Annotated in this window: 26 protein-coding genes; 20 read left to right on the top strand and 6 right to left on the bottom strand. The window is 54.8% G+C overall.

The annotated features are described in order from the left end of the window. Positions 1-139 precede the first annotated feature (139 nt). From WMW72_RS10945 to WMW72_RS10935, 3 genes are all read left to right on the top strand, one after another. Positions 140-829, top strand: a complete 690-nt coding sequence (locus tag WMW72_RS10945) for a response regulator transcription factor (RefSeq protein ID WP_341415500.1) — start codon at positions 140-142, stop codon at positions 827-829. Next, positions 826-2,190, top strand: coding sequence for a sensor histidine kinase (locus WMW72_RS10940; RefSeq protein ID WP_341415499.1), 1,365 nt, complete (start codon positions 826-828; stop codon positions 2,188-2,190). The genes WMW72_RS10945 and WMW72_RS10940 overlap by 4 nt, the downstream gene beginning before the upstream one ends. 137 nt (positions 2,191-2,327) lie before the next feature. Continuing rightward, positions 2,328-2,810 (top strand): C40 family peptidase, encoded by a 483-nt coding sequence (locus tag WMW72_RS10935; protein WP_341415498.1) that lies wholly within the window; start codon positions 2,328-2,330, stop codon positions 2,808-2,810. Between the two features lie 27 nt (positions 2,811-2,837). Here the strand turns inward: WMW72_RS10935 and WMW72_RS10930 are convergent, their stop codons facing one another. Continuing rightward, entirely contained in the window at positions 2,838-3,764 is a 927-nt protein-coding gene (locus WMW72_RS10930; protein ID WP_341415771.1) for a DMT family transporter, read from the bottom strand. 206 nt (positions 3,765-3,970) lie between these two features. On the opposite strand from WMW72_RS10930, the gene WMW72_RS10925 reads away from it, so the two are divergent. Both WMW72_RS10925 and WMW72_RS10920 read left to right on the top strand, forming a co-directional pair. Further along, a complete protein-coding gene (locus WMW72_RS10925) occupies positions 3,971-4,495 on the top strand; it encodes an ADP-heptose synthase (protein WP_341415497.1) in 525 nt (174 codons plus the stop codon). Between the two features lie 80 nt (positions 4,496-4,575). After that, positions 4,576-5,349 (top strand): SDR family NAD(P)-dependent oxidoreductase, encoded by a 774-nt coding sequence (locus tag WMW72_RS10920; RefSeq protein WP_341415496.1) that lies wholly within the window; start codon positions 4,576-4,578, stop codon positions 5,347-5,349. An 81-nt stretch (positions 5,350-5,430) separates the two neighbouring features. On the opposite strand, the gene WMW72_RS10915 is transcribed toward WMW72_RS10920, so the two are convergent. After that, positions 5,431-6,126 carry a hypothetical protein gene (locus tag WMW72_RS10915; protein WP_341415495.1) on the bottom strand — a complete coding sequence of 232 codons (696 nt, stop codon included), beginning with the start codon at positions 6,124-6,126 and terminating at the stop codon, positions 5,431-5,433. Positions 6,127-6,218: 92 nt separating this feature from the next. On the opposite strand from WMW72_RS10915, the gene WMW72_RS10910 reads away from it, so the two are divergent. From WMW72_RS10910 to WMW72_RS10895, 4 genes are all read left to right on the top strand, one after another. Beyond that, positions 6,219-6,773 carry a hypothetical protein gene (locus WMW72_RS10910; RefSeq protein ID WP_341415494.1) on the top strand — a complete coding sequence of 185 codons (555 nt, stop codon included), beginning with the start codon at positions 6,219-6,221 and terminating at the stop codon, positions 6,771-6,773. A 41-nt stretch (positions 6,774-6,814) separates the two neighbouring features. Further along, a complete protein-coding gene (locus WMW72_RS10905; RefSeq protein ID WP_341415493.1) occupies positions 6,815-7,378 on the top strand; it encodes a sigma-70 family RNA polymerase sigma factor in 564 nt (187 codons plus the stop codon). After that, the gene (locus tag WMW72_RS10900; protein ID WP_341415492.1) at positions 7,375-8,325 is read left to right on the top strand and encodes a DUF4871 domain-containing protein; all 951 of its coding nucleotides are present in this window, start codon (positions 7,375-7,377) and stop codon (positions 8,323-8,325) included. The genes WMW72_RS10905 and WMW72_RS10900 overlap by 4 nt, the downstream gene beginning before the upstream one ends. A gap of 114 nt (positions 8,326-8,439) precedes the next feature. After that, positions 8,440-9,204: an NUDIX domain-containing protein gene (locus WMW72_RS10895; protein ID WP_341415491.1), complete on the top strand. Its 765-nt coding sequence runs from the start codon at positions 8,440-8,442 to the stop codon at positions 9,202-9,204. Positions 9,205-9,298: 94 nt separating this feature from the next. Here WMW72_RS10895 and WMW72_RS10890 read toward each other — a convergent pair whose 3' ends face one another. Next, a complete protein-coding gene (locus WMW72_RS10890; protein ID WP_341415490.1) occupies positions 9,299-9,553 on the bottom strand; it encodes a DUF2533 family protein in 255 nt (84 codons plus the stop codon). An 89-nt stretch (positions 9,554-9,642) separates the two neighbouring features. On the opposite strand from WMW72_RS10890, the gene WMW72_RS10885 reads away from it, so the two are divergent. Both WMW72_RS10885 and WMW72_RS10880 read left to right on the top strand, forming a co-directional pair. Then, entirely contained in the window at positions 9,643-10,578 is a 936-nt protein-coding gene (locus WMW72_RS10885) for a D-2-hydroxyacid dehydrogenase (RefSeq protein ID WP_341415489.1), read from the top strand. 30 nt (positions 10,579-10,608) lie between these two features. Continuing rightward, on the top strand, positions 10,609-11,247 hold the full coding sequence (locus WMW72_RS10880; RefSeq protein ID WP_341415488.1) for an NUDIX hydrolase: 639 nt from the start codon (positions 10,609-10,611) through the stop codon (positions 11,245-11,247). A gap of 167 nt (positions 11,248-11,414) precedes the next feature. Here the strand turns inward: WMW72_RS10880 and WMW72_RS10875 are convergent, their stop codons facing one another. Continuing rightward, on the bottom strand, positions 11,415-12,293 hold the full coding sequence (locus WMW72_RS10875; protein ID WP_341415487.1) for an aldose epimerase family protein: 879 nt from the start codon (positions 12,291-12,293) through the stop codon (positions 11,415-11,417). Positions 12,294-12,414: 121 nt separating this feature from the next. On the opposite strand from WMW72_RS10875, the gene WMW72_RS10870 reads away from it, so the two are divergent. Continuing rightward, positions 12,415-13,119 carry an SOS response-associated peptidase gene (locus WMW72_RS10870; RefSeq protein ID WP_341415485.1) on the top strand — a complete coding sequence of 235 codons (705 nt, stop codon included), beginning with the start codon at positions 12,415-12,417 and terminating at the stop codon, positions 13,117-13,119. Between the two features lie 373 nt (positions 13,120-13,492). Next, entirely contained in the window at positions 13,493-14,902 is a 1,410-nt protein-coding gene (locus WMW72_RS10865) for a PASTA domain-containing protein (protein WP_341415484.1), read from the top strand. A gap of 43 nt (positions 14,903-14,945) precedes the next feature. Here the strand turns inward: WMW72_RS10865 and xerS are convergent, their stop codons facing one another. Next, positions 14,946-16,040, bottom strand: coding sequence for a tyrosine recombinase XerS (gene xerS / locus WMW72_RS10860; RefSeq protein ID WP_341415483.1), 1,095 nt, complete (start codon positions 16,038-16,040; stop codon positions 14,946-14,948). A 191-nt stretch (positions 16,041-16,231) separates the two neighbouring features. Here xerS and WMW72_RS10855 point away from each other — a divergent pair, with 191 nt between their 5' ends. The 6 genes from WMW72_RS10855 (at position 16,232) to WMW72_RS10830 (ending at position 20,985) form a co-directional block, all read left to right on the top strand. Further along, positions 16,232-17,383 carry a DUF2087 domain-containing protein gene (locus tag WMW72_RS10855; RefSeq protein WP_341415482.1) on the top strand — a complete coding sequence of 384 codons (1,152 nt, stop codon included), beginning with the start codon at positions 16,232-16,234 and terminating at the stop codon, positions 17,381-17,383. Positions 17,384-17,431: 48 nt separating this feature from the next. Beyond that, positions 17,432-17,992, top strand: coding sequence for a GNAT family N-acetyltransferase (locus tag WMW72_RS10850; protein ID WP_341415481.1), 561 nt, complete (start codon positions 17,432-17,434; stop codon positions 17,990-17,992). Between the two features lie 108 nt (positions 17,993-18,100). Continuing rightward, on the top strand, positions 18,101-18,484 hold the full coding sequence (locus tag WMW72_RS10845; RefSeq protein ID WP_341415480.1) for a FixH family protein: 384 nt from the start codon (positions 18,101-18,103) through the stop codon (positions 18,482-18,484). Positions 18,485-18,600: 116 nt separating this feature from the next. Next, the gene (locus tag WMW72_RS10840; protein WP_341415479.1) at positions 18,601-18,825 is read left to right on the top strand and encodes a hypothetical protein; all 225 of its coding nucleotides are present in this window, start codon (positions 18,601-18,603) and stop codon (positions 18,823-18,825) included. A 201-nt stretch (positions 18,826-19,026) separates the two neighbouring features. Continuing rightward, positions 19,027-19,452 carry a MarR family winged helix-turn-helix transcriptional regulator gene (locus WMW72_RS10835; protein ID WP_341415478.1) on the top strand — a complete coding sequence of 142 codons (426 nt, stop codon included), beginning with the start codon at positions 19,027-19,029 and terminating at the stop codon, positions 19,450-19,452. Between the two features lie 156 nt (positions 19,453-19,608). Next, a complete protein-coding gene (locus WMW72_RS10830; protein ID WP_341415477.1) occupies positions 19,609-20,985 on the top strand; it encodes an MFS transporter in 1,377 nt (458 codons plus the stop codon). Between the two features lie 108 nt (positions 20,986-21,093). On the opposite strand, the gene WMW72_RS10825 is transcribed toward WMW72_RS10830, so the two are convergent. Further along, a complete protein-coding gene (locus WMW72_RS10825; protein ID WP_341415476.1) occupies positions 21,094-21,474 on the bottom strand; it encodes an SET domain-containing protein in 381 nt (126 codons plus the stop codon). Between the two features lie 252 nt (positions 21,475-21,726). Here WMW72_RS10825 and WMW72_RS10820 point away from each other — a divergent pair. Then, on the top strand, positions 21,727-22,606 hold an 880-nt coding region (locus WMW72_RS10820), incomplete at its 3' end, for an NTTRR-F1 domain (protein ID WP_341415475.1).

Below are 22,606 nucleotides of genomic sequence, written 5' to 3'. Positions count from 1 at the left end.
CGCCATGAATCGCGTAATGCTGTATTAATATATTAATACAGTACAACAGAAGGAAACGGCTGTCAATGAATGACATGGAATAGGGAATCCGGTTGCCGGGGACGCTATAGCATACAATCCGTAGATGAAAGAGCTGCCAATGAACCGTTCTATTCTTATCGTTGAAGACGAACCGAATATAGCCCGCGTCCTCGAACTGGAGCTGCAGCATGAAGGATATGAAACCGCTATGGCAGCGGATGGCGCTTATGCGCTGCCTCTGGCACTGGCCCGTAGCTGGAGTCTCATCGTGCTCGATGTGATGCTTCCTGGCTCCAGCGGTCTGGATGTGCTGCAAGGATACCGGAGTGGAGGGGGCGAATCGCCCGTTCTGCTGCTGACCGCCAGAGACTCGACCAAGGATATCGTCCTTGGATTCGAGCTGGGGGCGAATGATTATGTAACCAAGCCCTTCGCGATCGAGGAGCTGCTGGTCCGCATCCGCAATCTCATCCGATTGACGAGTGCTAAGGAGGAGCCTGCCGCTGTGCTGCATGCAGCGGATCTGACGCTGGACGCAAAGAGTCGTAAAGTGATGCGTGGCCAAACAGTTATCGAGCTGACGCCTACTGAGTTCGAGCTGCTTCACTACATGATGAAGCATCCCGGAGAGGTGCTGAGCCGTGAGCAGCTGATTTCCGACGTATGGGGGTATGCTCATGCCGGGGATACGAATATCGTGGATGTATACGTTCGTTACTTGCGGTTGAAGGTGGATAAGGGCTTCAGTCCCAAGCTGATCAAAACCGCCCGCGGCGTAGGGTACTCGCTGTCGCCTCCTCCGGTATGAGCCTCAGAACACGTCTGATTCTGCTGTCGTCCGTCTGGGTACTGCTGCTGGTTATCGTGTTTAATGTGACGATCTACTTTTACATCCTCCAGAAGACGACGATGGCGGAAACCCGGCTGCTCTGGAACAAAGCGCAAGTCGTTCTGCGCAATCCGGAGACGTTAAATCCCGCGAATTGGGGAAAGCCCGAGCTGCTGGAAGAGTTCAATGAACCTGATATTCTCGTCAGGATCATCGATACGGAGGGCGTCGTGCGGGCCAGCGTATCCACCAACGATCGCCTGTCGGCTTATCCGACCTACTACCGCTCTTACAACAACAGCTTGATGGTCAATGAGTTCGGCATCCGTATGTTATTTGTTCAGGTGCCTATCCGTGAGCAAGGCTTCCAGCTAGGGATGCTGGAGCTGGGCAAGTCGCTCAATGTAGTCAGCGAATGGCTGGCTCTGATCGGCACGGGCCTATACATGACGACAGGAGCTGTGCTTGGTGTGGCGCTGGTCAGCGGTTATTTCTATACCCGGGTGCTGATTCGTCCGATCGGAGAGTTGCTCGATACGATGAATGAAATCCGCAGGAAACGCTACTTCGTTACCCTCAGTCCGCGGCATACTTCCCAGAAGGACGAGCTTGGACAGCTCGGACAGACGTTCAACGATATGATTGAAACCCTTAGAGAGCAGGACGCGCGGCAAAAGCAGTTTGTAGCCGACGCCTCCCATGAGCTACGGACCCCGTTAACGGTGATCGAAAGCTATGCCTCGCTGCTGCGCCGTTGGGGAAGTGAGCGACCTGAGGTCCGGGAAGAGGCGCTGGAGGCGATTCATTCCGAATCCGTGCGGCTCAAGGGCTTGATCCATTCCCTGCTCCGGCTCGCCGAGCTGGAACGGGGGGAGGAGGATTTCCAGGCCAGGTACATTTCACTGCTTCCGTTGCTGCAGGAAACCATAGACCGTCTTGCGCTGGCTTTCGAACGGGAGATCCTCTTGGATGCTCCCGAAGGGTCCGACCCCGCCTGTCTGGGCAATCTGGAGCAGTTGAAGCAATTATTCATTATCGTGCTGGATAATGCGCTCAAGTACAGCAAGACGACCGTGACCGTTCGTTGCGAGGAGCAAGGAAATGAAGTGCTAATTGTAGTTGAGGATCAGGGTGTGGGGATTGACGAGGAGGAGCTGCCGCATCTGTTCGAGCGTTTCTACCGGGTCGACAAGACCAGGCAGCGTTATAGCGGAGGCAGCGGTCTGGGGTTGTCTATCGCCAAGCAGATTATTGAGCGTCATGGCGGGCAAATCCGCATCGAGAGCACCCCGGGAGAAGGGACTCGGGTCGAGATTATGCTGCCGCAGGCGGATTTTTAATGGTTTTCTAATAATCGCCTCCAAATCACCGCCAGACCTATGATAACGGCGTCATTCCCAGCATCATCCATGGGTTAGGCTATGGTATAGTGGCTTCAGGCCATGAGCCGAACCAAACCCAAGGAGGACGAAAACTTATGACGCAACGGTTACCACAACGTTTCACGAAACTTTTCGTGTCCATCAGCTTGAGCGCGGCGCTGCTTATGACCGGGACACTTGCACTGCCAACCAGCCAGGCCCAAGCGATGACGAGCTCCAAAGCTCAGGATGTCATCAGCACGGCCAAACAATATTTGAACAGACCTTATAAGTTTGGCGCAGCCCTGGGACAGACGCGGAACTTCGATTGCTCTTCCTTCGTAGCGACGGTGTTCCAGCGTTACGGAAAGTCCCTGCCGCGAACGGCCAAGGAGATGTCCAAAGTAGGCACTTACGTAGCCAAGAAGGATCTGAAGCCGGGCGATCTGGTGTTCTTCTACTCGCCGATCCATCATGTAGGGATCTACATGGGTAATGGCAAGGTTATTCACACTTACGGAGCTCCCGGCGTGACGATTACGGACATGAATAAAGATTGGTGGACTAAAAATTACGCCACAGCCCGCCGGGTCATGTAGGTAGACCTGCGAAGGAAAGCCTCGTTTTCACCCCTCCATACCGGATACAGGAAGAAGCTGCCGCTCTGCCGGCGGCTTTTTCTCGTGGTGGCGGATAAATAGCCATACGCCGATTAGCAGCAGTATTCCCGCAATTGCCTGTCGCGAACCGATAGATTCTCCAAGCAGCGCGAAGGCAAGCAGCGATGCGCCGACCGGCTCTCCGAGCACGCTCATGGATACGGTCTCCGGGCGCATGAAGCGCAGCAGCCAGGTGAACAGATAATGGCCGAATACGGTCGGGATGACGGCTAACAATAGGAATAGTCCCCACTCGCGGGCCGGATAGGGGCCGAAGGGGATATGAACAGCTGCATTGTAAACAGCCAGACTGGCCGCTGCGAAGATAAAGACGAGAAAGCTGTAGACGAAGGGCGGAACGTCAGCCAGCAGTTTTTTGCCCAGGAGCATATGGACGGCTACAGCGATCGTGCCGAGCAATGACAACAGATCGCCCGTTAGGGCTGTGCCTGTCAGTCCCCAGTCTCCCCAGCCGATCATCAGCGCGCCGACCATTGCGATTCCCATGCCCAGCAAGGCTGCACGCGAGGTGCGCTGGCGGTATAACAGCCATGCTCCGAGCAGGATGAGCACCGGCTCCAGGGACAGGATCGCTGTCGAGCTGGCGACGGAGGTGAAGCGGAGCGAACCCATCCAGAGCAGAAAGTGCAGCCCAAGCGTAACGCCGGATACAGAGGTCAGCAGCCAATGCTTGACAGTCATCACCCGAAAATGTTGTCTGAACCTGTATAGGAAGGGCAGCATCATCAGGGCGGTAAGGGCTAACCGGTACATCGCCGAGACGGAAACCGGAGAATTTGACCAACGTACAAATATAGCTGAGAATGAAATAGCTATGATGCCGATCACCAGCAGCCAAAAGATCGGTACAGCGGGCCGGGAGGAGGACTTCATCAACGAACAGAATCCTATTCTTTATGAGGTTAATAAGTATGCAAGTTCTACATGATACCATAATACGGTGAAAAGCATAGGCGGATATAGGGAGGTGATTCGTCCGTCTCCGGCATGTTGCGGATGGACATTTCCGTTTATTTATGATATGAAAGAATGAGGCCGGACAAGAAGGACGGACGCATTACTTGAAGGAGGAATCAAGCATGTCCCGGCGATTCGTCATTGAAGCGGTATTGGTTGCCATATACGGAGAACTGATGGCGCCCAGTCAGCCCGTGGAGTATTTGATCCCATACAATACCATTATGGAGCTATATGAGATGAAGGACAGCCCTGAGCCGGTGATGCCGGAGGCGGGGGACGACGCTCATGTGAAGGGGAAGATTGCCGAACTGATCGCGTTTTTCGACGATTCGTTCAATAAGAAGAAGCTGGAGCGTGCGCTGCAGGCTCCATGGCGGCTCAGTCCGCCGCTTCCGATTAACGAGCACGTAACCTTCACGGTCGTCAATGCGATGGAGAGCGCCCAGTACGGGGAGGCTGTCGACCCGATCGAAACCGAGGTGATTCTGACGTCACTGCGGGAACAAGCTCCGGTCATTACGGATCAGGTCGAATTTATGGATAAGATTATTCAAGCGGAGATTCCTGTTCAAGTATACGACGTGTATGATTTTGAATTCGCCGTCGAGCAAGGGATCACCGCTGACGACTGGATGACTCCTTGAGTATTTGGTTCAAGATCCCCGGGTACCGGGGATTATTTTTTTTGCATGATGCCGGGGACAAAGAAGGGAGAACAGCCTGAATGAACGTCTATATTATCACAGGAACGACAAGAGGACTCGGTGCCGCCCTGGCAGCCGGGTGGCTGCGTGAAGGGGCGCTTGTCGTCGGGCTGGCGCGTACGTACGATGGTACCCTAGGGAGATTGGCCGAGCAGAACGGTGCCCGGTTCGAATGGATCGCTTGCGATCTGGCAGAAACCGGACGCTTGACGGAAAAGCTGGAGGAGGCACTAGAACGAATCCCGCTGGAGCAGGCTGACCGGCTGACCCTGGTTCACAACGCAGGGGTTCTGGAGCCTATGGGTCCACTGGAGGTGGCGTCAGCTTCCGACCTGGCCCTTCACACATCGGTGAACCTGACCGCGCCGCTGGTGCTGACCTCTGCCTTCATCCGACTGACCGAGCCTTATCGCCATACTGTGGAAAGGACCATCGTAGCGGTGTCTTCCGGCGCAGCGCGCAAGCCCTATGCGGGCTGGAGCGCCTATTGCGCGACCAAGGCGGGGCTGGATATGCTGGCTCGCTGCATCGCCGTGGAGCAAGGGGACGCTCCGGGCGCTGTGCGCTTTCTCTCAATCGCGCCCGGGGTAATCGATACCCGCATGCAGGAGCAGATTCGCGCGACGGCTGACGAGGCCTTCCCGGCCAAAGCGAGGTTCGTCAAGCTCCAAGCCAGCGGGCAACTGCTGTCGCCCGATGAAGCGGCCGGCAAGCTTATCCGCTTCATCGGCTCGAGAAGCTGGAAGCAGGGGGATGTGCTCGATCTGCGCGATCTCCCGCTTGACGGGACTTAGATCTGAGGGGCATGCCGTCGGGGCTGGCTGCAGGAGACCCCGTCGTGGAGCCTGCCCGGCCTTGGCGGTGTCCAGGTAACGCTAGCGTTCGCTCGGAGGCGCCGCGCTGGCAGTCTGCAGCTTGAGCTGCAGCTCGCGCACAGTCAATGCGTGATAGGCGGAGAATCCGCCCTGCTGCTGCAAGGCGATCAGGCGGCCGTCCTGCACCGGGTACAGCGCCTGCCAGCCCCCGGGGAGCGCGTAGAGTTCCGTGCCCGGCACGCGGCGGAGGAAAAAGACGTAGTCGCCCTCCGCCAGCGGCCCCGTGTAGGTCTGGTTCAGCGGGTCCGAGGCGGGAGGCAGCGGCTCCACTCCGTCCGTGACCAGCTTGACCGTGGAGGGAGGCCGGGTCCCGCCTCCGCTCAGCATCGTACGGACGGCTATCGTTTGTACATAATGATACAGCTTGTGGCTCCCAATAGAGGTGGATGTCGGATACGCAGCAGTCTGATTATGCAAATGTCCGAAGATTACAATATCGGCATGTCGTGCCATAGCGTCAGCAGAGGGCATCTGGGTATGAGGCAGCTTCAGTGTCTTGAGCTGCTCAGACAGGCCGGATGCCGGCGGGGGAGACAGCGTTGACGTTGAACTAGGCTGGAAGTCGTGGGCGGCGTCGAGGCTTCCCGTCGCCTGGTCTTCACCCGGACGGGCCGAGGCCGGAACCGTCCCAACCAGCAAGGCAAGGGCAGCGCCCGTCAATAGGCTAGCTTTGGCAGCGGCATGCAATCGTTTCATGGACTGATCTCCTTAGATGTATGTTCTTTCCAAGTTAGTGTCCCATGAACAACCCCTGATTTATACCCATTCCTAGCGGTAAGGAGAATGAGATGATGTTTGATCCTACTATTTTCGATAACCTGAAGGTCGTGATGGAAGGAAGACTTTACGATCTGGATGCAGAGGGAAGCATCCGCATTACGGGCCGGGAGGACCTCGTCGACCTGGCTTCGATGTCGCGAACGTTCCGGATGACCCTGCAGCCCGTCAGCGGGCGCTGTCAGGCTGTCATCACCCTCTCCAGCGGAATCACGGATTTCGTGATGGAGCGGCGCATCGCCCGTCCGGCGGACCAGCGCCCCGGTGCCGAGCTGCAGCTCGTACTGATACTCCCTGCTCCCTATAGCGACTATGCGGCCGCTGTGCAGGACTATCTCGTCCGCCTATGGGGCGAAGAAGCCGAGATCGCTCATGAGCTCACGGTCACTTTGCAGCCAGAGGCAGAGCCGGAAGGAGGCGGGACCTCGTCAGTGCCGGAAGCGTATCGCATCCGTATCCGCTTCGCGCATAAGATCGACGAAAGTCACATCGAGGATCTGGAACAATGGCTGGATATAGCCGCGATGTGCCTGGTGCATGTGGAGGAACGGAAGAACTTCGAGTAAGCGGGAACAAAACGATGCTCTGATGTGTCTAGTTCGTAGAGGTGATCAGTTTGGAACCCCATTACTTGCAGCATCTGAGCCACACATCAGACAAGGATGTGATTTTGCGGGACTTGATGAAGGCGTATGGCGAGGATGTGTGGCACTACGCTTTTTTTATCACACGCAAAGCGGATGCAGCTGATGATATTTCCCAGGAAGTCTTTCTGACTGTCTACGAACGCATGTTCACATTCCGAGGAGAATGCAGTGTCAAGAGCTGGCTACTGTCGATAACCCGTAATAAATCAATGAACCTGCTAAGGAGCTTCTTCCTGCGGAAGGTAACGCTTGTCGGCGAAGTATTCCTCAAAGAGACCTCGCCATCGGCTGAATCTGTGGTTTTCGAACGCATGCAGACACACAGAATCTGGAAGAAGGTGATGAGCCTTCCCCGCAAGTTCAGGGAGATCGTGGTGCTTGACGCTTACTATCTGTTCACCTCCCGCGAGATCGCGGAGTTGCTGCGGATCCCCGAAGCGACGGTCAGAACCCGGCTTTACCGGGCCCGACGCAAAATGACGGCGATGCTGGAGGCCGAAACGGATGGAGGCGATACAAGATGAACGATAAGCGCCCAGCATGGAGCGACCCTTTGAAGGAGTCACCATTTGAAGTGCGCAAGTTCACTCAGGAGCTAGCGGACGGTGTAGAGGCGGAGATCAGAAAACGTAGGCAGGCACCATCGGGGCTTCGCCGAAGCGGGAGGCGCCAAGTGATCACTGCGGCTTTGGCCGGAGTTCTTGCGCTGGGAGCCTTAGCTGCCATCGTTCCTCAGTTTGTGCAGGAACCGAAGTCCCCAGCGGGTCTAACCGCCCCGGCAGGAGAACGTTTGGTCTATGACGCCAAGGGGAACAAGGAGTTTACGGTTTATCCCGAACCTGGGCTTATTGCAGGTCAGCAAGCCGGTTATTTGTTCCAGTTTACCGCACCATTCTCCGAGTTCGCAGGCAAGCGGCTTTCTATTCAGGCCCTCCATGCGCTGTCCGGGCTAGAGGTTGCGGCTGTCAGGGAAGAGACAGTCACGGCACCGAGTCCCGGGTATAAAGGATTGGAGCGCTGGACGGCTGCGTTCACACTTCCGCTAAGCGGTCTGTGGCGTCTTGCTGTCAAGCTGGATGGACAGGCTTACGGAGATGTGGTTGTTTCTGTGAGTGAAGGTGAATGGTCAGCCAGCCCGTTGTTTGCGGCAGGTCCATATCAACTGCGAGGCATAGCAGGCAGGGCAGGTTTTATCGACCCGGGGTTCAAAGCCGGACAGTCCAATAAGTATATGTGGCACTTCTGGGGAAGCGACCGGGAACTGCAGGGGGAATTCCGCGTCCTGGCCGTCAAGCAGGGAACGGATAAGCTGATCGAGGTTTTCCGTTCCGGCGAGCTGGGGGGTGCTCTTAATGGAGCGGATCGTCATGTTCCTTCCACGATGTCGCTGCCGGAGTCTGGCAATTGGAGACTGTTGGCTTTTATCGGCGATATGCTGTTCGAAAGCATCGTCGTCCAGGTACAACCGTAACCAGGCTAATCGAGAAAAAGCATGAGCTTGTGGCAATCCCTGTCCCGCCCTTCCTTGACAAGTTTCTTTTATGTGTCATAATGACAATATGAAAGTTGGTTCAGGAGGGGTAGTATGACAGACCAAGATCCGGCCTATTCGCCCAAGCATTACCGGACGCCGGATGGCGCTCCTGCGGATATCGTCATCTTCACGATTACATCCACGGAGAAGCCAACCACGAAGAAGTCGCTCCCGCTGCGCAGGCTGGAAATTTTGCTGATTCAGCGGAAAAAATGGCCGTTCGAGGGGCACTGGGCGCTGCCTGGCGGCTTCTCCAGTCCGGAAGAGTCCATATATGCCTGTGCGCTCAGGGAGCTGCAGGAGGAGACGGGTGTGGAGTCTGTCCATCTGGAGTACTTCAATGAGTACAGCGAGCCCGGGCGCGATCCGCGCGGCTGGATGATCTCCCATGCGTTCTACGCGCTAGTGAAGGAAGACGCGCTGGCAGCACGCCGGGCGGCGGACGATGCTGCCGATGTACGGCTATTCTCTGTCGAGGAGGCGCTAGATATGAAGCTGGCCTTCGATCATCGCCAGATCATCCAGGACGCGCTGATACATATCCGCAGAAGCATGCTGACGACGACGATCGCCAAGGAGTTTCTGCCGGCGGAGTTTACGCTCAGCGAGCTGTATCAGGTGATTCAGACCGTTGTTCCTGACTTCGAGGAGAAGAACTTCATCCGCAAGGTGACCTCCACCCAGAGCCGCAAGGGAATTGTGGAAGCGGTACAGGAGGTGGACGGCTCGCCGAAAATGTCGAACCGCTACTCCCAGCGGTCGGCCCAGCTCTACCGGTTCACGGATGAGGAGCCTACGCTGTCCATATACGGGTAAGCGCGCCCATAAGCCAAACAGCGCCCGCCTACGCGATCAGATTCGTCGCGTAGGCGGGCGCTGTTTGGTTAGACGAAAGCTTTGTTCCAGTGCGTTAGCGGCGGGCAGCAAACTCCCGGATCATCTGTTCCGTGACTCTGACTCTTGTCGGGGAGATGCCGTGATGCGCATGCTCGTTAATCCGATCTGTCCAGGCGTTGATCTCCTCAACCTGAACGGGGCGACCCTCGGCGCAAGCAGCCAAGGCGCGGTCAATCGCCCGTTCCCGGGCTTCTTCCAGCTCCAGGAAGCGCTGCAAGTGAGCATGCTGCTTGGAGGTATGGGTCGTAATCGCTTCGTGTACGTTCATCTGGAGGCTCCTTCTCTATCATGCATTTCCATGAAATTCATGATACACTATCGGGGGTAAAGCTGACAATGAGAAACGGGTGGACATACTTGGAGATCAAGCGAATCTTAGTGACCGGACGACTTCAGGAAGAGCTGAAGCATCGTCTGGACGGTGTGATCGGCGCTGAGCTGCGCTGCCTGCCGGAGGATCGGGTAACGGAGCAGGATCTGGCGTGGGCAGATGCTTACGCGGGATTCCGGCCAGTGCCGGGGTTCCTTCCGGAGCAGTACCGGTGGGTGCATGCGCTCGGAGCCGGGGTAGACGCCTTCATCCACCGCAAGCCATGGAGTGAGCAGACGATCCTGACTCGCACAACCGGAGATTTTGGACGGAAGATTGCGGAATATTGCTTGGGTCATATGCTCGCGGATGCGCAGCATCATGAGGGATTCAGCGAGGATCAGCGCGCACGCCGCTGGGGGCCCCAAGCTGCAGTTCCGCTCGCTGGACAAGCTGTTGCTGTATTCGGGACGGGGACGATCGGCCAGACGATCTCCCTTACGCTTAGAGCGCTTGGCGTTCGGGCGTATGGCATCTCCTGGAGCGGGACGGCACATGAAGCGTTCGACAAGACGGTTTCCCTGCGGGAGGCCGCCGTGGTGCTGGACCAAGCGGACTGGGTGATCAATACCCTGCCCCTGACCGAGCAGACGGAAGCGCTGTTCGATGAGCGGCTGATCGCGCTGATGAAGCCGGGCTGTGCCTTCATCAACGTAGGCCGAGGCGGCAGCCTGGTCGAGCCTGATCTGCTCCGTGCTCTGGACCGGGGACAGCTCCGCAAGGCCGTCTTGGATGTGCTGAGCGTGGAGCCTCTGCCCGACACTTCTCCGCTGTGGAGCAGGCCGGACATCAAGATTACGCCGCATATCGCTGCAGTCACCGATGCGGAGGAAGCGGCCCAGGCACTGCTGGACACCTGGAACGCGCTGCAGCAGGGAGAAAACTTGCTGGCCAACCGGGTCAATATCGAACGGGGTTATTAGCAGAAGTCACGAAGAGGGAGCGAATGCAGCATGGGCAACACACAAGAGCGGTTCGATATTTTCGATGAACATAAGAACCATCTGGGGACGGAGGCACGTGCCGAGGTTCACGCCAGAGGGCTCTGGCATCAGACCTTTCATTGCTGGCTTTGGACGGTCGTGGAGGGCAGGGTAGAGGTGCTGATTCAGCAGCGTCACCCGGAGAAGGATACATTCCCCGGCTTGCTGGATATTTCATGTGCAGGCCACTTGCTCGCGGGGGAAAGCGTCGAGGATGGCGTGAGAGAGCTGCAGGAGGAACTCGGCGTAACTGCAGCGTTCAGCGAGCTCATCCCATGCGGCGTCGTAGAGGAGGAGGATATCATCGCGGAGGACTGTATCGACCGGGAGTTCTGCCACATCCATCTGCTACGTAGCGACCGGCCATTGGAGCAATATGTGCTGCAGCCGGACGAAGTTACCGGATTGTACAAGCTGGGGCTGGAGGAGTTTCGGAGCCTTGCAGACGGACGCTTCGAAGCCTTGACGATCCAGGGGGTCCGTCTGGATGAGAACGGCGTACTGATTCCGTATGAGCGGACGGTGTCGGAGACGGATTTCGTCCCGCATTCCAGTGCGTATTACCGCTTGGTCGCAAACGCGATTAAAGCCGCTTATCCAGGGAAATAAACCGGCGGCAAGCTGATCATTTCCCGGGCAAGCGCAGGAAATGATTTGTTTTTCGATTTTTCAGACATTTTCGACAATGGCAGTCGATCTACGCTTGGAAAAAGGGGCAATCTGTCTTAGGAACGGGTCTGAACGACGCGCCTGCGACAAATTGCCCTTTGTTTGGCTTAGGTTTGCGGACTGGAGATGCTTCGAATCGACATCTCGGCTTGAATGACTTGACCCGGTGGTACGAAGGTTAGCTCCTGCTTGCGGTTGATCTCATCCGGCATCGCCATCCAAGGCTCGACGCAGATGAACGGCCTGTCCTTGATCGACCACAGGACTACATACCGGAAGCTGCCGCTGTAGGTCAGGGACACTTGCTGGCGTCCTGTGAAATCGACTTCGATAGACGGCTCCTTCGCATTCTGAAAGACGACGGATTCCGGCAGCTTGTCCAGATCGACCGAGCCTTCATAAAGCTTGACCAGATGGTCGTTGAAGTCGAACAGCACGGTGGCATCGGTGCGGTAATGCGCTTCCTTGCGGTCGGCGAGGAAGTAGGGATGGAAGCCCGGATACATCGGCATAGCCTCATCCGAATGGTTCACATATTCTTGCTCGATGGTCAAGGTTCCGTCCAGCAGACGGTAGGTGAAGCGCAGCTCAAAGTCGAAAGGAAATGCGGCAAGCGTCTGTTCGTTGGCCCGGAGGTACAAGACGATATAGACACCGTGATCGTCTCCAGTCCGTTCTACGGTCCAGGCATGATTGCGGGCTACACCGTGATTTTTGATCGCATAGCGCTGGCCTTTCCACTCATATTCTCCGTTCGTGACAAATCCGCTCACCGGGAACAGGACCGGAATGCCTCCCCGGATGTTGGCTACGGGATCGAGCAGCGTATCGCGCTCCAGGTAAAGGCGTTCTTCGCCCGCCGTTCCATAGCTGGAGACAATACCGCCACGCTCAGGTACAATGCGGAACCAGGAATCCGTGGCAAGCTCCTTTAATTCATAAACCTGATACGTATCCTCATAGGAACGAATCTCGTAAGAACTCATGTTCTTCCCCCCCTTGATTTCTCTCCGTATTTTACCATAGTGAGCAGAAAGCTTGTCAATCTCTGCATAATTTTCGGCTGCGGGAAGATACTGGAACAAACGAGCCGAAAAGGTGGAGAGCATGATGTGCGACAGATTTACATTAACGACAGGTGTCCCTGGATTGATAGCGAAGTTTGCACTGCAAGAAGCGAGAGTAACGCTGCGCCCCCGGGGTGATTACTCCCCGAACCGGACCGTTCCCGTTATTGTGAACGATGGAGGCAAACTCGCGCTGGAAGGTCAGCGCTGGGGGTTGGTTCCGTTCTGGGCTAAGGACGCAATTCTGACGGACAGCGCTGAGATTCAAGAGAAGCGCGAATACCGCAAGCTATTCGCTAAGCACCGCTGCGTGATTCCCTGCGACAGGTTCTATGTGTCCACACCGGACGGGAAGAAGCGGAAGCATTATGAAGCAGCTGCTGCGGACGGGGAGACGCTGGCAGTTGCCGGCTTCTATGAGATATGGCGGGATAAGCAGGGAGGCGAGTTCCGCACCTGCACGATGATGACGACGGTGTCGAATCGGCTCCTCTATGAGCATACCGAGCGGATGCCCGCCATCCTCAAGGAACAGGACTGGAGCTCATGGCTGGATCATGGACGCAACGGCGAGCCGGATTATTTGCAAAGCCTGCTGACGCCGTTCCCTCCGGAGAAGCTCCGACTTCGCGCCGCGCTGGAAGAGGAGTGGACACGTGCCGGCGGAGCCGATTCGGATCAGGAGGGTGAAGCTCAGAAGCCGGAGCGGGGGGGCTCGCTGCTGACATCCGTGCTTCGGAAGTAAAATTAAAAGTTTCGCTACGTCTGTCGATTCAGATGTGTGGTGGCGGTGGAAAAGCTCCGGAAGGGGCTTTTTCTTCATATATCCCCTCTGCACACCGAGAATTGACATCGGTTGTGAGTGCTGGATTTGAAGTTCGGTCAACTTTAGGATAAGATGAGACTATCTATGTCCTGCGAGGTGAGCATGAAATTGCAGTTTGATGCTCAGGAGACATAATAATGATTATGTTAACTTATTACGAACGGTACTCAAAACAGCTTGTTACTGCGAATGCTATGAGATGCGGGCTTTTTATCAGATTCGCACCGTACGTTTATACGAACATGATTGGGGTTAATGCCCTAGAGTAAGTACAAGGTTTGGAGGGGGTCACATGGAAAAGACGCTCCGTGCCCGATATGTGCTGCAAAAGCCGATATTGCCTTCCCGTCACGGCATGTTGTTTGCGGGAACGGACCTGTCCTTACGCCGCGATATTGCTGTATTTGTATCCGAGCAGCCGAGCCGGATTGAACAGCAAGCCTATATGCGGCTGCTTCAGGCTGTCGCTCATTATAATGATAACCGGTTTCTGCACCTGCTCGATGTAGGGGTGGAGGATCTGTCGATCTATGCCGTATTAAAGTCACATGGCGGTGAGCCGCTTTCCTTCCAGCTTAAGCAGAAGGAATGGAAGCCTCTGGAGGCCGCTGCAGCTGCAGCTGAGCTTGGGCGGGGCATCCTGGATGCGGAAGACAAAGGGGTCGCCGGATTCTCGGTCCTGGCGGACAACATCTGGCTCGGCGAGGGCATGCTTAAGGTCATTAATTACTGGGAGAAGGCAGAAGAGCATGCACAGGGAAGCCGCGGCCTGGCTCTGCTCGTTCTCCAGTTAGCTTGCGGCAGCGAGGTGCTTCCTTCACATGAAGAAGGCCGTGAGCTGTGGCTCCGCGCGGCGTTGGCCGGAGAGCTGGCGGCCGGGAGACAGAGCGAGCCGTTCATCGCTTTGCTTCGTGAGGCACTGGATGGAGAACTGCCGCTTAGAGACTTCGTGGAGAAGCTGGCGCTTCTCGCAGGCAAGCCTGCCTCTGTCCAGCCGCCTCATCTGCTGCTTGACGGGGACAGACTCGCAGACGATGCAGGGCGTGGCTTGTCCTCCGGGGCATCCGAGGCGCTGTCTTCGCTGAGAGGAGAATTGTCACAACGTTCGCAGCCTGAGCATGTGTATGCTGCAGGTCCCCCTACGAAAGCCGTGTCTAGGAAGGCTGAACCGGCTGAGGAGGAGGATATGGAGGATGAGGAAGAGACCCGGTCTTTACGGCCCATAGGCCGCCGGATCGTCCGTAAAACCATCCTCGGGTTTACTTTAGCGGGCGTTGCGGTCGTGAGTGCGGTAGGGGTATTCTTTGTATTTCTGGAGATGGGCGCCTTCATGGGCAAGAAGCCGGCGGCAGAAGTAACCGAAGAGCTGAGGCCGCATGTGTCGGACAGCCAGCAGGGAAAAGGCCAGCCTTCCGCCAGCGGCAAGGTTACGGATAAATCGCAGGAGACCTCGGTCAAGCCTGCGGCTCCGGCCAATCAGCAACAGGTAGATGAGAATGCTGAGACGGTACCGGCACCCCAACTGATCGGCCTGAATAGGCAGGAGGCGGAGAAGACGGCGCTGGCCTACGGCTTGAAGTACGAGTTTTTCCTGGAATCGAATCCGAATTCCGCGAATACGGTCTTCCGCCAAAGCCCGGCTCCGGGGACGGTGCTCGCCAAGGGCGAGAGCGTATCGTTCTGGATCAGCAAAGGCCAGTAAATGCTGCCGGCTTCTGCACATTCTCATTCAAAAAAAAGGACGGTCACCCTTCGGTGCCGTCCTTTTGCTTATCAATGGCCTCAGACATCGTCCTATCCGTCAAATGCGCATAGATTTGAGTTGTCTCCGGAGAGGCGTGGCCGAGCTGTTCCTGGGTTCTGTACAGATCGTTACGCAAATAATAATCGGTGGCGAAGGAATGCCGCAGTTTATGTACAGACAAGTAAGGTTTGCCGAATCGCTTGGCGTACTTAATGACCATCTCCTGAATGGCGCGCTTGGTCATCCGCTCGCCTTCTTTTTTGCCGTTGGCGACGGCGAGGAAGAGTGCCTTCTCCCGCTTGGGCGCCTTGTAGGTCGTGCTGCGCAGCTCCAGATAGGCTTGCAGATCATCGACCGCGTCCTGCCGGAAATAAACGGGCGTTTTGAAGGTCTCGTCGTTTTTACCTTTGCGGAAGACATAGAGCAGCTTTTTCTTCATATCGATATCCTCGATATTCAGGTTGACTACCTCAGACACGCGCAGTCCGGAGTTAAGAATTAGACTGATGATGCACGAATCGCGGATTTTATTGATCTCGTAGGCATAGGTGGCTTGTTTGTTATTCGAGACGTCCTGTCCGTACCCGACCTTCACATACTCAACGAATTCGTGAATCTCTGCCTCCTGGAGCAGCTTGCCCTCTAGCTTGGCGGCGGTATCCTTGGGCTTGTGCGTGCGCTTGATCTCAACCTTGGCCATCACATTGCGCTTCAGCAGAGGGTAGAATTGCTCATCCTCGGCAATCTGGCTCAAGTAATGAAACAAAGAACGCAGCGACGATAGCTTGCGGGAAATCGTCGTCCGTGTGTTCGCACGGGTTTTATGCGTAGCCAGAAACATCTTGAAGTGATCGATGCTGTCCATATGCAGCCTCTCAAGCACAGTGATCGGAATATCCTGGATGCGCGTTGCGCCTTCGGCGAGTCCCTCGGCGAGCAGCCAAGAGAGGAAAGCCTCATAATCTCTGACGTACTCCAGCAGCGAGGAAGGAGAGAGGTCCGGCAGCTTGTAGTTGATGAACTTCTCGACGTACCAAGGCATGGAAGGGATGCGCTTATCCAGCTCCAGCCGGTCCTTGGCTTTGATTACATTCATGAGGGTCACTCCTTTTTCCTACTTCCATAGTATACATATTCCGCTCTGGGATCAACCTGTAAGGAGTGCGGCGTATGTCGGCCCTGCAGATCGTGGCGCCCGGCAAGGGCTGGACTTCTTCTTGACTATGCTATAAACGCCATCCTATAATATCTACAAAATAGCAAACAAATCGGGGATGTGTTTATTTCATGGAATTGTCTGAGCTGTTCTGGAATGCTTCCCTCGATGAACTGAAGAAAGGGTATGTTGTGCAGGAGGAGCATTATGTCTGTCTGCTGTGCGGGAGCGCCTGCGAGAAGGGGATTATTTATCCCGTGGACGGAATGCTCTACGAAGCGCAGCGTTACATACGCCTGCATATCCGGATGGTCCATCAATCCGTATTCGACTACCTGCTTGGGCTGGATAAACGGCTGACTGGGCTGACCGATCATCAGAACAGCCTGCTGCGCCTGTTCTATCAGGAGCTTAGCGATGCACAGATTCAGAAGGAGCTTGGAATCGGCAGTGCCTCGACCATCCGCAATCACCGCTTCGTGCTGAAGGAGAAGGAGCGCCAGTCCAAGATATTTCTGGCTCTGATGGAGCTGCTCAAGGCGAAGGATAAGCATGCTCCGCGGTTTGTCGACGTGCATCAGACGGCTACGATGATCGATGACCGGTACAATGTCACACTGGATGAACAGGAGAGTCTCCTGCAGAAGTATTTTCCCGATGGGAAGGAAGGCGGCTTGAAGAGCTTTCCGGCCAAACAGAAGCAAAAGCTGATCGTGCTGCGGCAGATTGCATCGCGATTTGTGCGGGAGCAGACTTATTCGGAGAAGGAAGTCAATGAGCTTCTTAAGGCGGTGTACGAGGATTTTGCTACGCTGCGGCGTTATCTGATCGAATACGGCTTCCTGAATCGCAAGCCGGATGGAAGCGAATACTGGGTGGCCGAAACGGAAACAGGTTATGTAAAAAAGGAGGAACCGACATTGAATGACCGAAATCGGAGAAAAGAGCTGCAAGAGCAGTATAAAGAAGTGAAGATAGAGGCCGGGGTCTATCAAATTTTGAACACCGTGAACGATAAGCGGTTTGTGGACGCCAGCCCGAATCTTCGTAATCTGAATGGACGGAAATTCGAGCTGAACTCCGGAGGCCATACGAACAAGAAACTGCAAGCCGACTGGAAACAGTATGGGGAAGCGGCGTTTAAGATCGAGGTGCTGGAGCTGGTAGACATCAAGGACAGTACATTCTTCAGCATGAAGGATGAGTTGAAGAAGCTCGAGGAGAAGTGGCTGGAGAAGCTTCAGCCATATGGGGAAAAAGGTTACAATTCACCACCTAAATAATTAATGATACTAATTGTTCATGAGATTAATTCATCAAGGAGGAACATCATGATCAGACCTGCAAAGCCGGAAGACAGCCGGGAGGTATCGCAGCTTGTGGCTATTATTCTTCGGGATATGGAGCTCCCGCTGGTAGAAAAGCTGACGGAAGAGCAACTGCTCGACGTCATCGAGCAAGCCTTTCTGAGCGAAGACACCCGTTTCAGCCAAAGCTATATCACGGTTCAAGAGATTGAGGGGCGAGTAGCGGGAATTGCGGTGGTCTATCCCGGACGGGATGCGGACCGGATCGATCGGAATTTGTCTGAGCTGATTACCCGCATTTACCCGGAGGAGCGAATCGTCTTCGAGAAGGAAGCGGAAGAAGACGAGCTGTACCTGGATGCCCTGTGCGTCTTCCCCGAGTATCGGGGGCAAGGCGTCGGCACCGCGCTGCTGGAAGCCACGATGAGCCGAAGCGCTGAGCCCGGCTGGAGCAAGCTGTCACTCAATGTCGAGCTATTCAATCAGCAGGCGCGGAAGCTGTATGAGCGAATGGGCTTCGTAGCGGAGAAGGACATACGGTTCGCCGGACATGACTACTGCCATATGTTCTATAAACTTTCATAAAGCTTTCACATGACGGACATGAAACTAGCCCGTTCTAGCCATCCGCAAAGCCTCTAAACCGGGTACAATAAGTGGAGAGAGATTTGCAAGGGGAAAGGGGCATGACAGATGAAACGGCTTCTATGGAGCATTCTCCTGTTAAGCTGTCTCGTGATCGTGGCAGCAGCTTGTTCGTCGGGCAGTCAGGGACAGGACCCGGCGATCGTCAAGGTGGAGCTGTCCACGGAGCCGACTGCTGCGGTGGCGGCCAAGCCGGTTACGTTGACGGCGCATATTACGGGACTTGTGAAGGAGAACGATGCGAACGTACAGTTCGATATTCGCAGTGAAAACAAAAACGAGCTGCCCGATCTGGTCACGGCAAGCTCAACCGGCAGCGGCTCTTACGCGGCTGCTAAAACATTCGATAAGCCTGGCACCTACACGATCTATATTCATTTGTACCAGGGCGATCTGCATGTGACCAAGAAGAAGCAGCTGGTCGTATCCTAGTTAGGATATGGCCGTTGGCTGTTCTGCGGCTGCTTGGATGCTGCCTGGCTTGTTTAAGGACAGCGTTCCTGAGGTAATAGAGGGTATCGGTTACCTAAGACAGGAGGCGACGGGCGATGGCGAACAGCGACTATAAAAACGAAGATCTGAAGACAGTTAAGGAACATGAAAGATTTGCTGAGCAGAAGGGAACGGACAAGCCTATCGAGGAGATTGTGAATGGCTCGATGGCTCCGAATCTAGAGGAGGTCCGGCGGCTCGGGAAAGATATGAAAAAGGTGAAAACAGAGACGGAGCTCAAGGAGAAGGGTCTGACGTCAGACCCCATCCAGCAGGAATAACGGCACGATCTCGAACAGCTAGTGAACGCAGACAGCGGCTATTTCTCGCATATGAGGAGCAGCCGCTGTCTGCTGTTTTCCAGGGAGTTGTTAGGAGCGGCGGACAAGCCGATACGGTTCAAGTATTGACACGCTTCATTAGCGGACCTATAATAATCGTCATAGCAACTATCATCATAGCTAGTAACTGGGGGCCTGCCGATGGAATTAGAAAAGTATATCGGTGTAATCGTCAGCCGGGCCGATCTGAAGCTCAGCAGCTATTACCAGAAGGTCGTGAATCCCTTCGACATCACGGTCGACCAGTGGGAAATTTTGGTCATCCTGTGGGAAGTGGAGGGCATCACGCAAAAAGAGCTGGCCGAGCGACTAACCAAGGATCAGACGAATGTTGCCCGCATGCTGTTTAAGCTGGAGAAAAAGGGATTTATTCATCGCGTGACGCACGAGACGGACCGCCGGTCACTGAGGGTCTATCTGACGGACAAAGGCCGGGATATCAAGGACGAAATTCTCGCTCCCTCGATTGAAGCCTATCGGAATACGATCAAAGGGCTGACGGAGGAAGAGGTGGAGACGTTCCGGAGAATACTGGGCGTCATGTATCGTAACGTGAAGGATTTGTAGAGGCTGCCTCTTCACGTTACGCTGCTTTTATCCATATAGTTGCTATGGCAACTATGATTAAGACTTGTTTGAGGCATAGCGGCTGAATGATTTTTATTATTACCTTATACTTGCCATGGCAACTAGTGACTTGGCAAGCAAATGGAGAGGACTAGGATGGAACATGCGGAAAGCAAAACCGGTATCTTTGACGCTCGTTACAGGGCGCTGACGATCGGTATTATTTTGGCGGTCACGACCGTAGCCTTCGAGGGCTTAGCGATTACAACGATCGCTCCTCGTCTGGCACAGCAGTTGAATGGCCTTCATTTGTATGGCTGGATCTTCAGTACATTTCTGCTTCTGCAAATTTTGGGAACGATGGTGATGGGCAATCAGATTGGCAGGATCGGCGTATTTCGTTCCTATACGATATCGATTGTCGTTTTCGTAGCAGGGCTATTGATTGCAGCCACTGCATTCCATATGCCGATGCTGATCGTGGGCAGGGCATTTCAAGGCTTAGGCGCCGGAGCTATGATCACCTGCGTCTATTACAGTATTACGTTAAGCTATCCGGATGCACTGCGTACCAAAATTTTAGGCGCCTTCTCCAGCGCGTATATTTTACCCGCTTTGATCGGACCTTATGTGGCTGGGCTGCTGGCCGAGTATACGTCATGGAGACTTGTCTTCTGGCTGGTGCTGCCCTTGATCGGGCTCGCAGTCGGATTGACCCTGCAGACCTTCCGCAAGCTGCAAACACCAAGTAGCCCAGCCTCATCCGCCAACCGGAAGGAAGGGTACGCGCTCCTGCTGACGATCGGTACAGGTCTGCTGCTCGCAGGGCTGGGCTCCATTACAGGCTGGAGCGGCATAGCACATGCGCTTGTCGGCATACTTCTGATGATCCGGCCTCTGCTCAAGCTTATGCCAGCCGGCACCTTGAGGATCAAAAAAGGGTTGCCTGCCACTATCGTCTCCAGAGGCCTGTACATGGCTTGCTATGTTGCGACCGAAAGCTACGTCGTCTTAGCCTTGACGGAGGTCAAGGGACTTCGGGCTGACATGGCCGGTCTGATCGTCGCGGGAGGCGCGCTGAGCTGGTCGGCAGCGGCTTGGCTGCAATCGAAGCTTGACGAGCGTGATGCTGGACGCGGACGGACTAAGCGAATTACGGGCGGGATCGGTTTGATGATGGTCGGGGTGTCGCTCGTCATCGCCGCTGTAGGGCTGGAGAGTGGAGGCGTATGGTTTGCCTTGATCTCGCAGTTATTCACGGGATTCGGCATCGGCTTGGCGAATCCGACGAGCGGCGCCGTTGCCTTGCAGCATGCGAAGCAAGGAGAAGAGGGTGAGGTTTCCGCGAGCTTGCAGTTTGTGGATGCTTTTGTACCTGGTCTCAGCATCGGGATCGGCGGAGCGCTGCTTATGATCAGCCAGAGTCTAGGCCATAGTCTTTTTACCGGGATCTTGCTGGCGCTGGGTCTGCAGTTGCTATTCATCGTGCTTAGCTTTATCGCCTCATTCCGTATAGTCACGAATTCGGAGTAATTCCACGGCTATTAGGTCCATGAACACGTAAAGCCCGATCAGTCCTGGAGGAATCGATCCTTCGGGTTGATCGGGCTTTTGCGGTAATTCAGGCGACTTGGCGGATACTTAGGACTTGTCCTCAAACCACATGGGGTCATTGCAATCTTCTTCTCCATTGTAGTTAATGAGAATTTCATCGCCTGCTTTAATATCTGTGAAGGCAAAGAAGTCTACCGTATGATTATCAAAGTTCAGATCGTAACGAGCATTAGGCGTGTAGGAATGGTTAAACAGCATGCCGTAACCGAGCAGCAAGGCCGAGTGGTTGGCCCCGTACTCAAAAACATAATCAGCGAGAAGCGTCTTTTCAATATGCTCATGCTCTTCATTCGGATAAGGAATGACGGGTGCTTCATGGATTAAATCGCCCTTGGCAAAATCCTGGGTTGCAAATACCCCTCTATTAAATTCCCCATCGCTAAGCTTCGAAGTCTTCACTTCAATCATTCTCATCACCTGCAAGCTCTTTATTTTTACAGAGCCCCTTGTTTGTATAGTGTTTTCTCAAAGTATTAATTATAGCTTATTATCCGAGAATTCGCAAATTAGAAAAGATAGATAAAAACTCATCTAGATGAGCGCCTTTTTGCGAATCTATGATACATTTTCAGAAAATTGAGGATAAATGTTGTTTCCTGCTAGAAACGAGATGCATAGGATATGGGGTAGTTATTTTCTGAAATAGGAGGAAATGGACAGATGAGCATTCAAAATTTACTCGTGAATGGAAGCTTCGAAACAGGAACGACTGCTGGATGGGTCACTTCCAATGCTTCAATTACCAGCCAACATTCACACACAGGAACGTATGCCGTAAGATTTCAAGGAGGCAACGTTGTATCTTACATTGGTCAGTATATACCTGTGAATGCCGGTGTTGGACTGGAGTTTATGGTTTCGTTAGCTAAAATTGGCGCAGCCCCGGCCGGGCCAGTCAATGTACAAGTATTTTATCTGGACAGCTTATATAATTCACTCGGACAAGGACTCTTTCTTGTTGTTCCATCAGATGGAATTCCTAGCGTGGAGGCGAATACTTGGTTAACCGTCTATGAAACCACGTCTCCGACACCTCCGGGGTCGGCGATAGCCTTTGTATTAATCAACAACTTGCCCCAAGCAGGTGCAGCCGATATTTTGGTTGATGATGTGGCTGTATTGGAATACGGAGGCGCGACCGGAGCTACGGGGGCAACTGGAGCCACGGGCGGAACAGGTGCAACCGGGGCCACGGGTGCTACCGGTGGAACTGGAGCGACGGGCTCTACTGGTGCTACTGGTGCTACCGGTGGAACTGGAGCTACTGGTGCAACTGGGGCTACTGGAGCCACGGGCGCTACGGGCGCTACGGGCGCTACTGGTGCAACTGGAGCTACGGGCGCTACTGGAGCTACTGGAGCTACTGGTGCAACTGGAGCTACGGGCGCTACTGGCGCTACTGGAGCTACTGGAGCTACTGGAGCTACTGGTGCTACTGGTGCTACTGGAGCCACGGGCGCTACTGGTGCTACTGGGGGAACCGGAGCCACGGGTGCTACTGGTGAAACTGGAGCTACAGGCGCGACAGGTGAAACAGGAG

Origin of the sequence: Paenibacillus filicis (assembly GCF_038070315.1) — a bacterium.
Taxonomy (GTDB): domain Bacteria; phylum Bacillota; class Bacilli; order Paenibacillales; family NBRC-103111; genus Paenibacillus_G; species Paenibacillus_G filicis.
This window is presented reverse-complemented; position numbering and strand designations above follow the sequence as displayed.

Coding starts and splice junctions, on each gene's coding strand:
- WMW72_RS10945 (WP_341415500.1), top strand. CDS start 140: ATGAACCGTTCTATTCTTATCGTTGAAGACGAACCGAATATAGCCCGC.
- WMW72_RS10940 (WP_341415499.1), top strand. CDS start 826: ATGAGCCTCAGAACACGTCTGATTCTGCTGTCGTCCGTCTGGGTACTG.
- WMW72_RS10935 (WP_341415498.1), top strand. CDS start 2,328: ATGACGCAACGGTTACCACAACGTTTCACGAAACTTTTCGTGTCCATC.
- WMW72_RS10930 (WP_341415771.1), bottom strand. CDS start 3,764: ATGAAGTCCTCCTCCCGGCCCGCTGTACCGATCTTTTGGCTGCTGGTG.
- WMW72_RS10925 (WP_341415497.1), top strand. CDS start 3,971: ATGTCCCGGCGATTCGTCATTGAAGCGGTATTGGTTGCCATATACGGA.
- WMW72_RS10920 (WP_341415496.1), top strand. CDS start 4,576: ATGAACGTCTATATTATCACAGGAACGACAAGAGGACTCGGTGCCGCC.
- WMW72_RS10915 (WP_341415495.1), bottom strand. CDS start 6,126: ATGAAACGATTGCATGCCGCTGCCAAAGCTAGCCTATTGACGGGCGCT.
- WMW72_RS10910 (WP_341415494.1), top strand. CDS start 6,219: ATGATGTTTGATCCTACTATTTTCGATAACCTGAAGGTCGTGATGGAA.
- WMW72_RS10900 (WP_341415492.1), top strand. CDS start 7,375: ATGAACGATAAGCGCCCAGCATGGAGCGACCCTTTGAAGGAGTCACCA.
- WMW72_RS10895 (WP_341415491.1), top strand. CDS start 8,440: ATGACAGACCAAGATCCGGCCTATTCGCCCAAGCATTACCGGACGCCG.
- WMW72_RS10890 (WP_341415490.1), bottom strand. CDS start 9,553: ATGAACGTACACGAAGCGATTACGACCCATACCTCCAAGCAGCATGCT.
- WMW72_RS10880 (WP_341415488.1), top strand. CDS start 10,609: ATGGGCAACACACAAGAGCGGTTCGATATTTTCGATGAACATAAGAAC.
- WMW72_RS10875 (WP_341415487.1), bottom strand. CDS start 12,293: ATGAGTTCTTACGAGATTCGTTCCTATGAGGATACGTATCAGGTTTAT.
- WMW72_RS10870 (WP_341415485.1), top strand. CDS start 12,415: ATGATGTGCGACAGATTTACATTAACGACAGGTGTCCCTGGATTGATA.
- WMW72_RS10865 (WP_341415484.1), top strand. CDS start 13,493: ATGGAAAAGACGCTCCGTGCCCGATATGTGCTGCAAAAGCCGATATTG.
- xerS (WP_341415483.1), bottom strand. CDS start 16,040: ATGAATGTAATCAAAGCCAAGGACCGGCTGGAGCTGGATAAGCGCATC.
- WMW72_RS10855 (WP_341415482.1), top strand. CDS start 16,232: ATGGAATTGTCTGAGCTGTTCTGGAATGCTTCCCTCGATGAACTGAAG.
- WMW72_RS10850 (WP_341415481.1), top strand. CDS start 17,432: ATGATCAGACCTGCAAAGCCGGAAGACAGCCGGGAGGTATCGCAGCTT.
- WMW72_RS10845 (WP_341415480.1), top strand. CDS start 18,101: ATGAAACGGCTTCTATGGAGCATTCTCCTGTTAAGCTGTCTCGTGATC.
- WMW72_RS10840 (WP_341415479.1), top strand. CDS start 18,601: ATGGCGAACAGCGACTATAAAAACGAAGATCTGAAGACAGTTAAGGAA.
- WMW72_RS10835 (WP_341415478.1), top strand. CDS start 19,027: ATGGAATTAGAAAAGTATATCGGTGTAATCGTCAGCCGGGCCGATCTG.
- WMW72_RS10830 (WP_341415477.1), top strand. CDS start 19,609: ATGGAACATGCGGAAAGCAAAACCGGTATCTTTGACGCTCGTTACAGG.
- WMW72_RS10825 (WP_341415476.1), bottom strand. CDS start 21,474: ATGATTGAAGTGAAGACTTCGAAGCTTAGCGATGGGGAATTTAATAGA.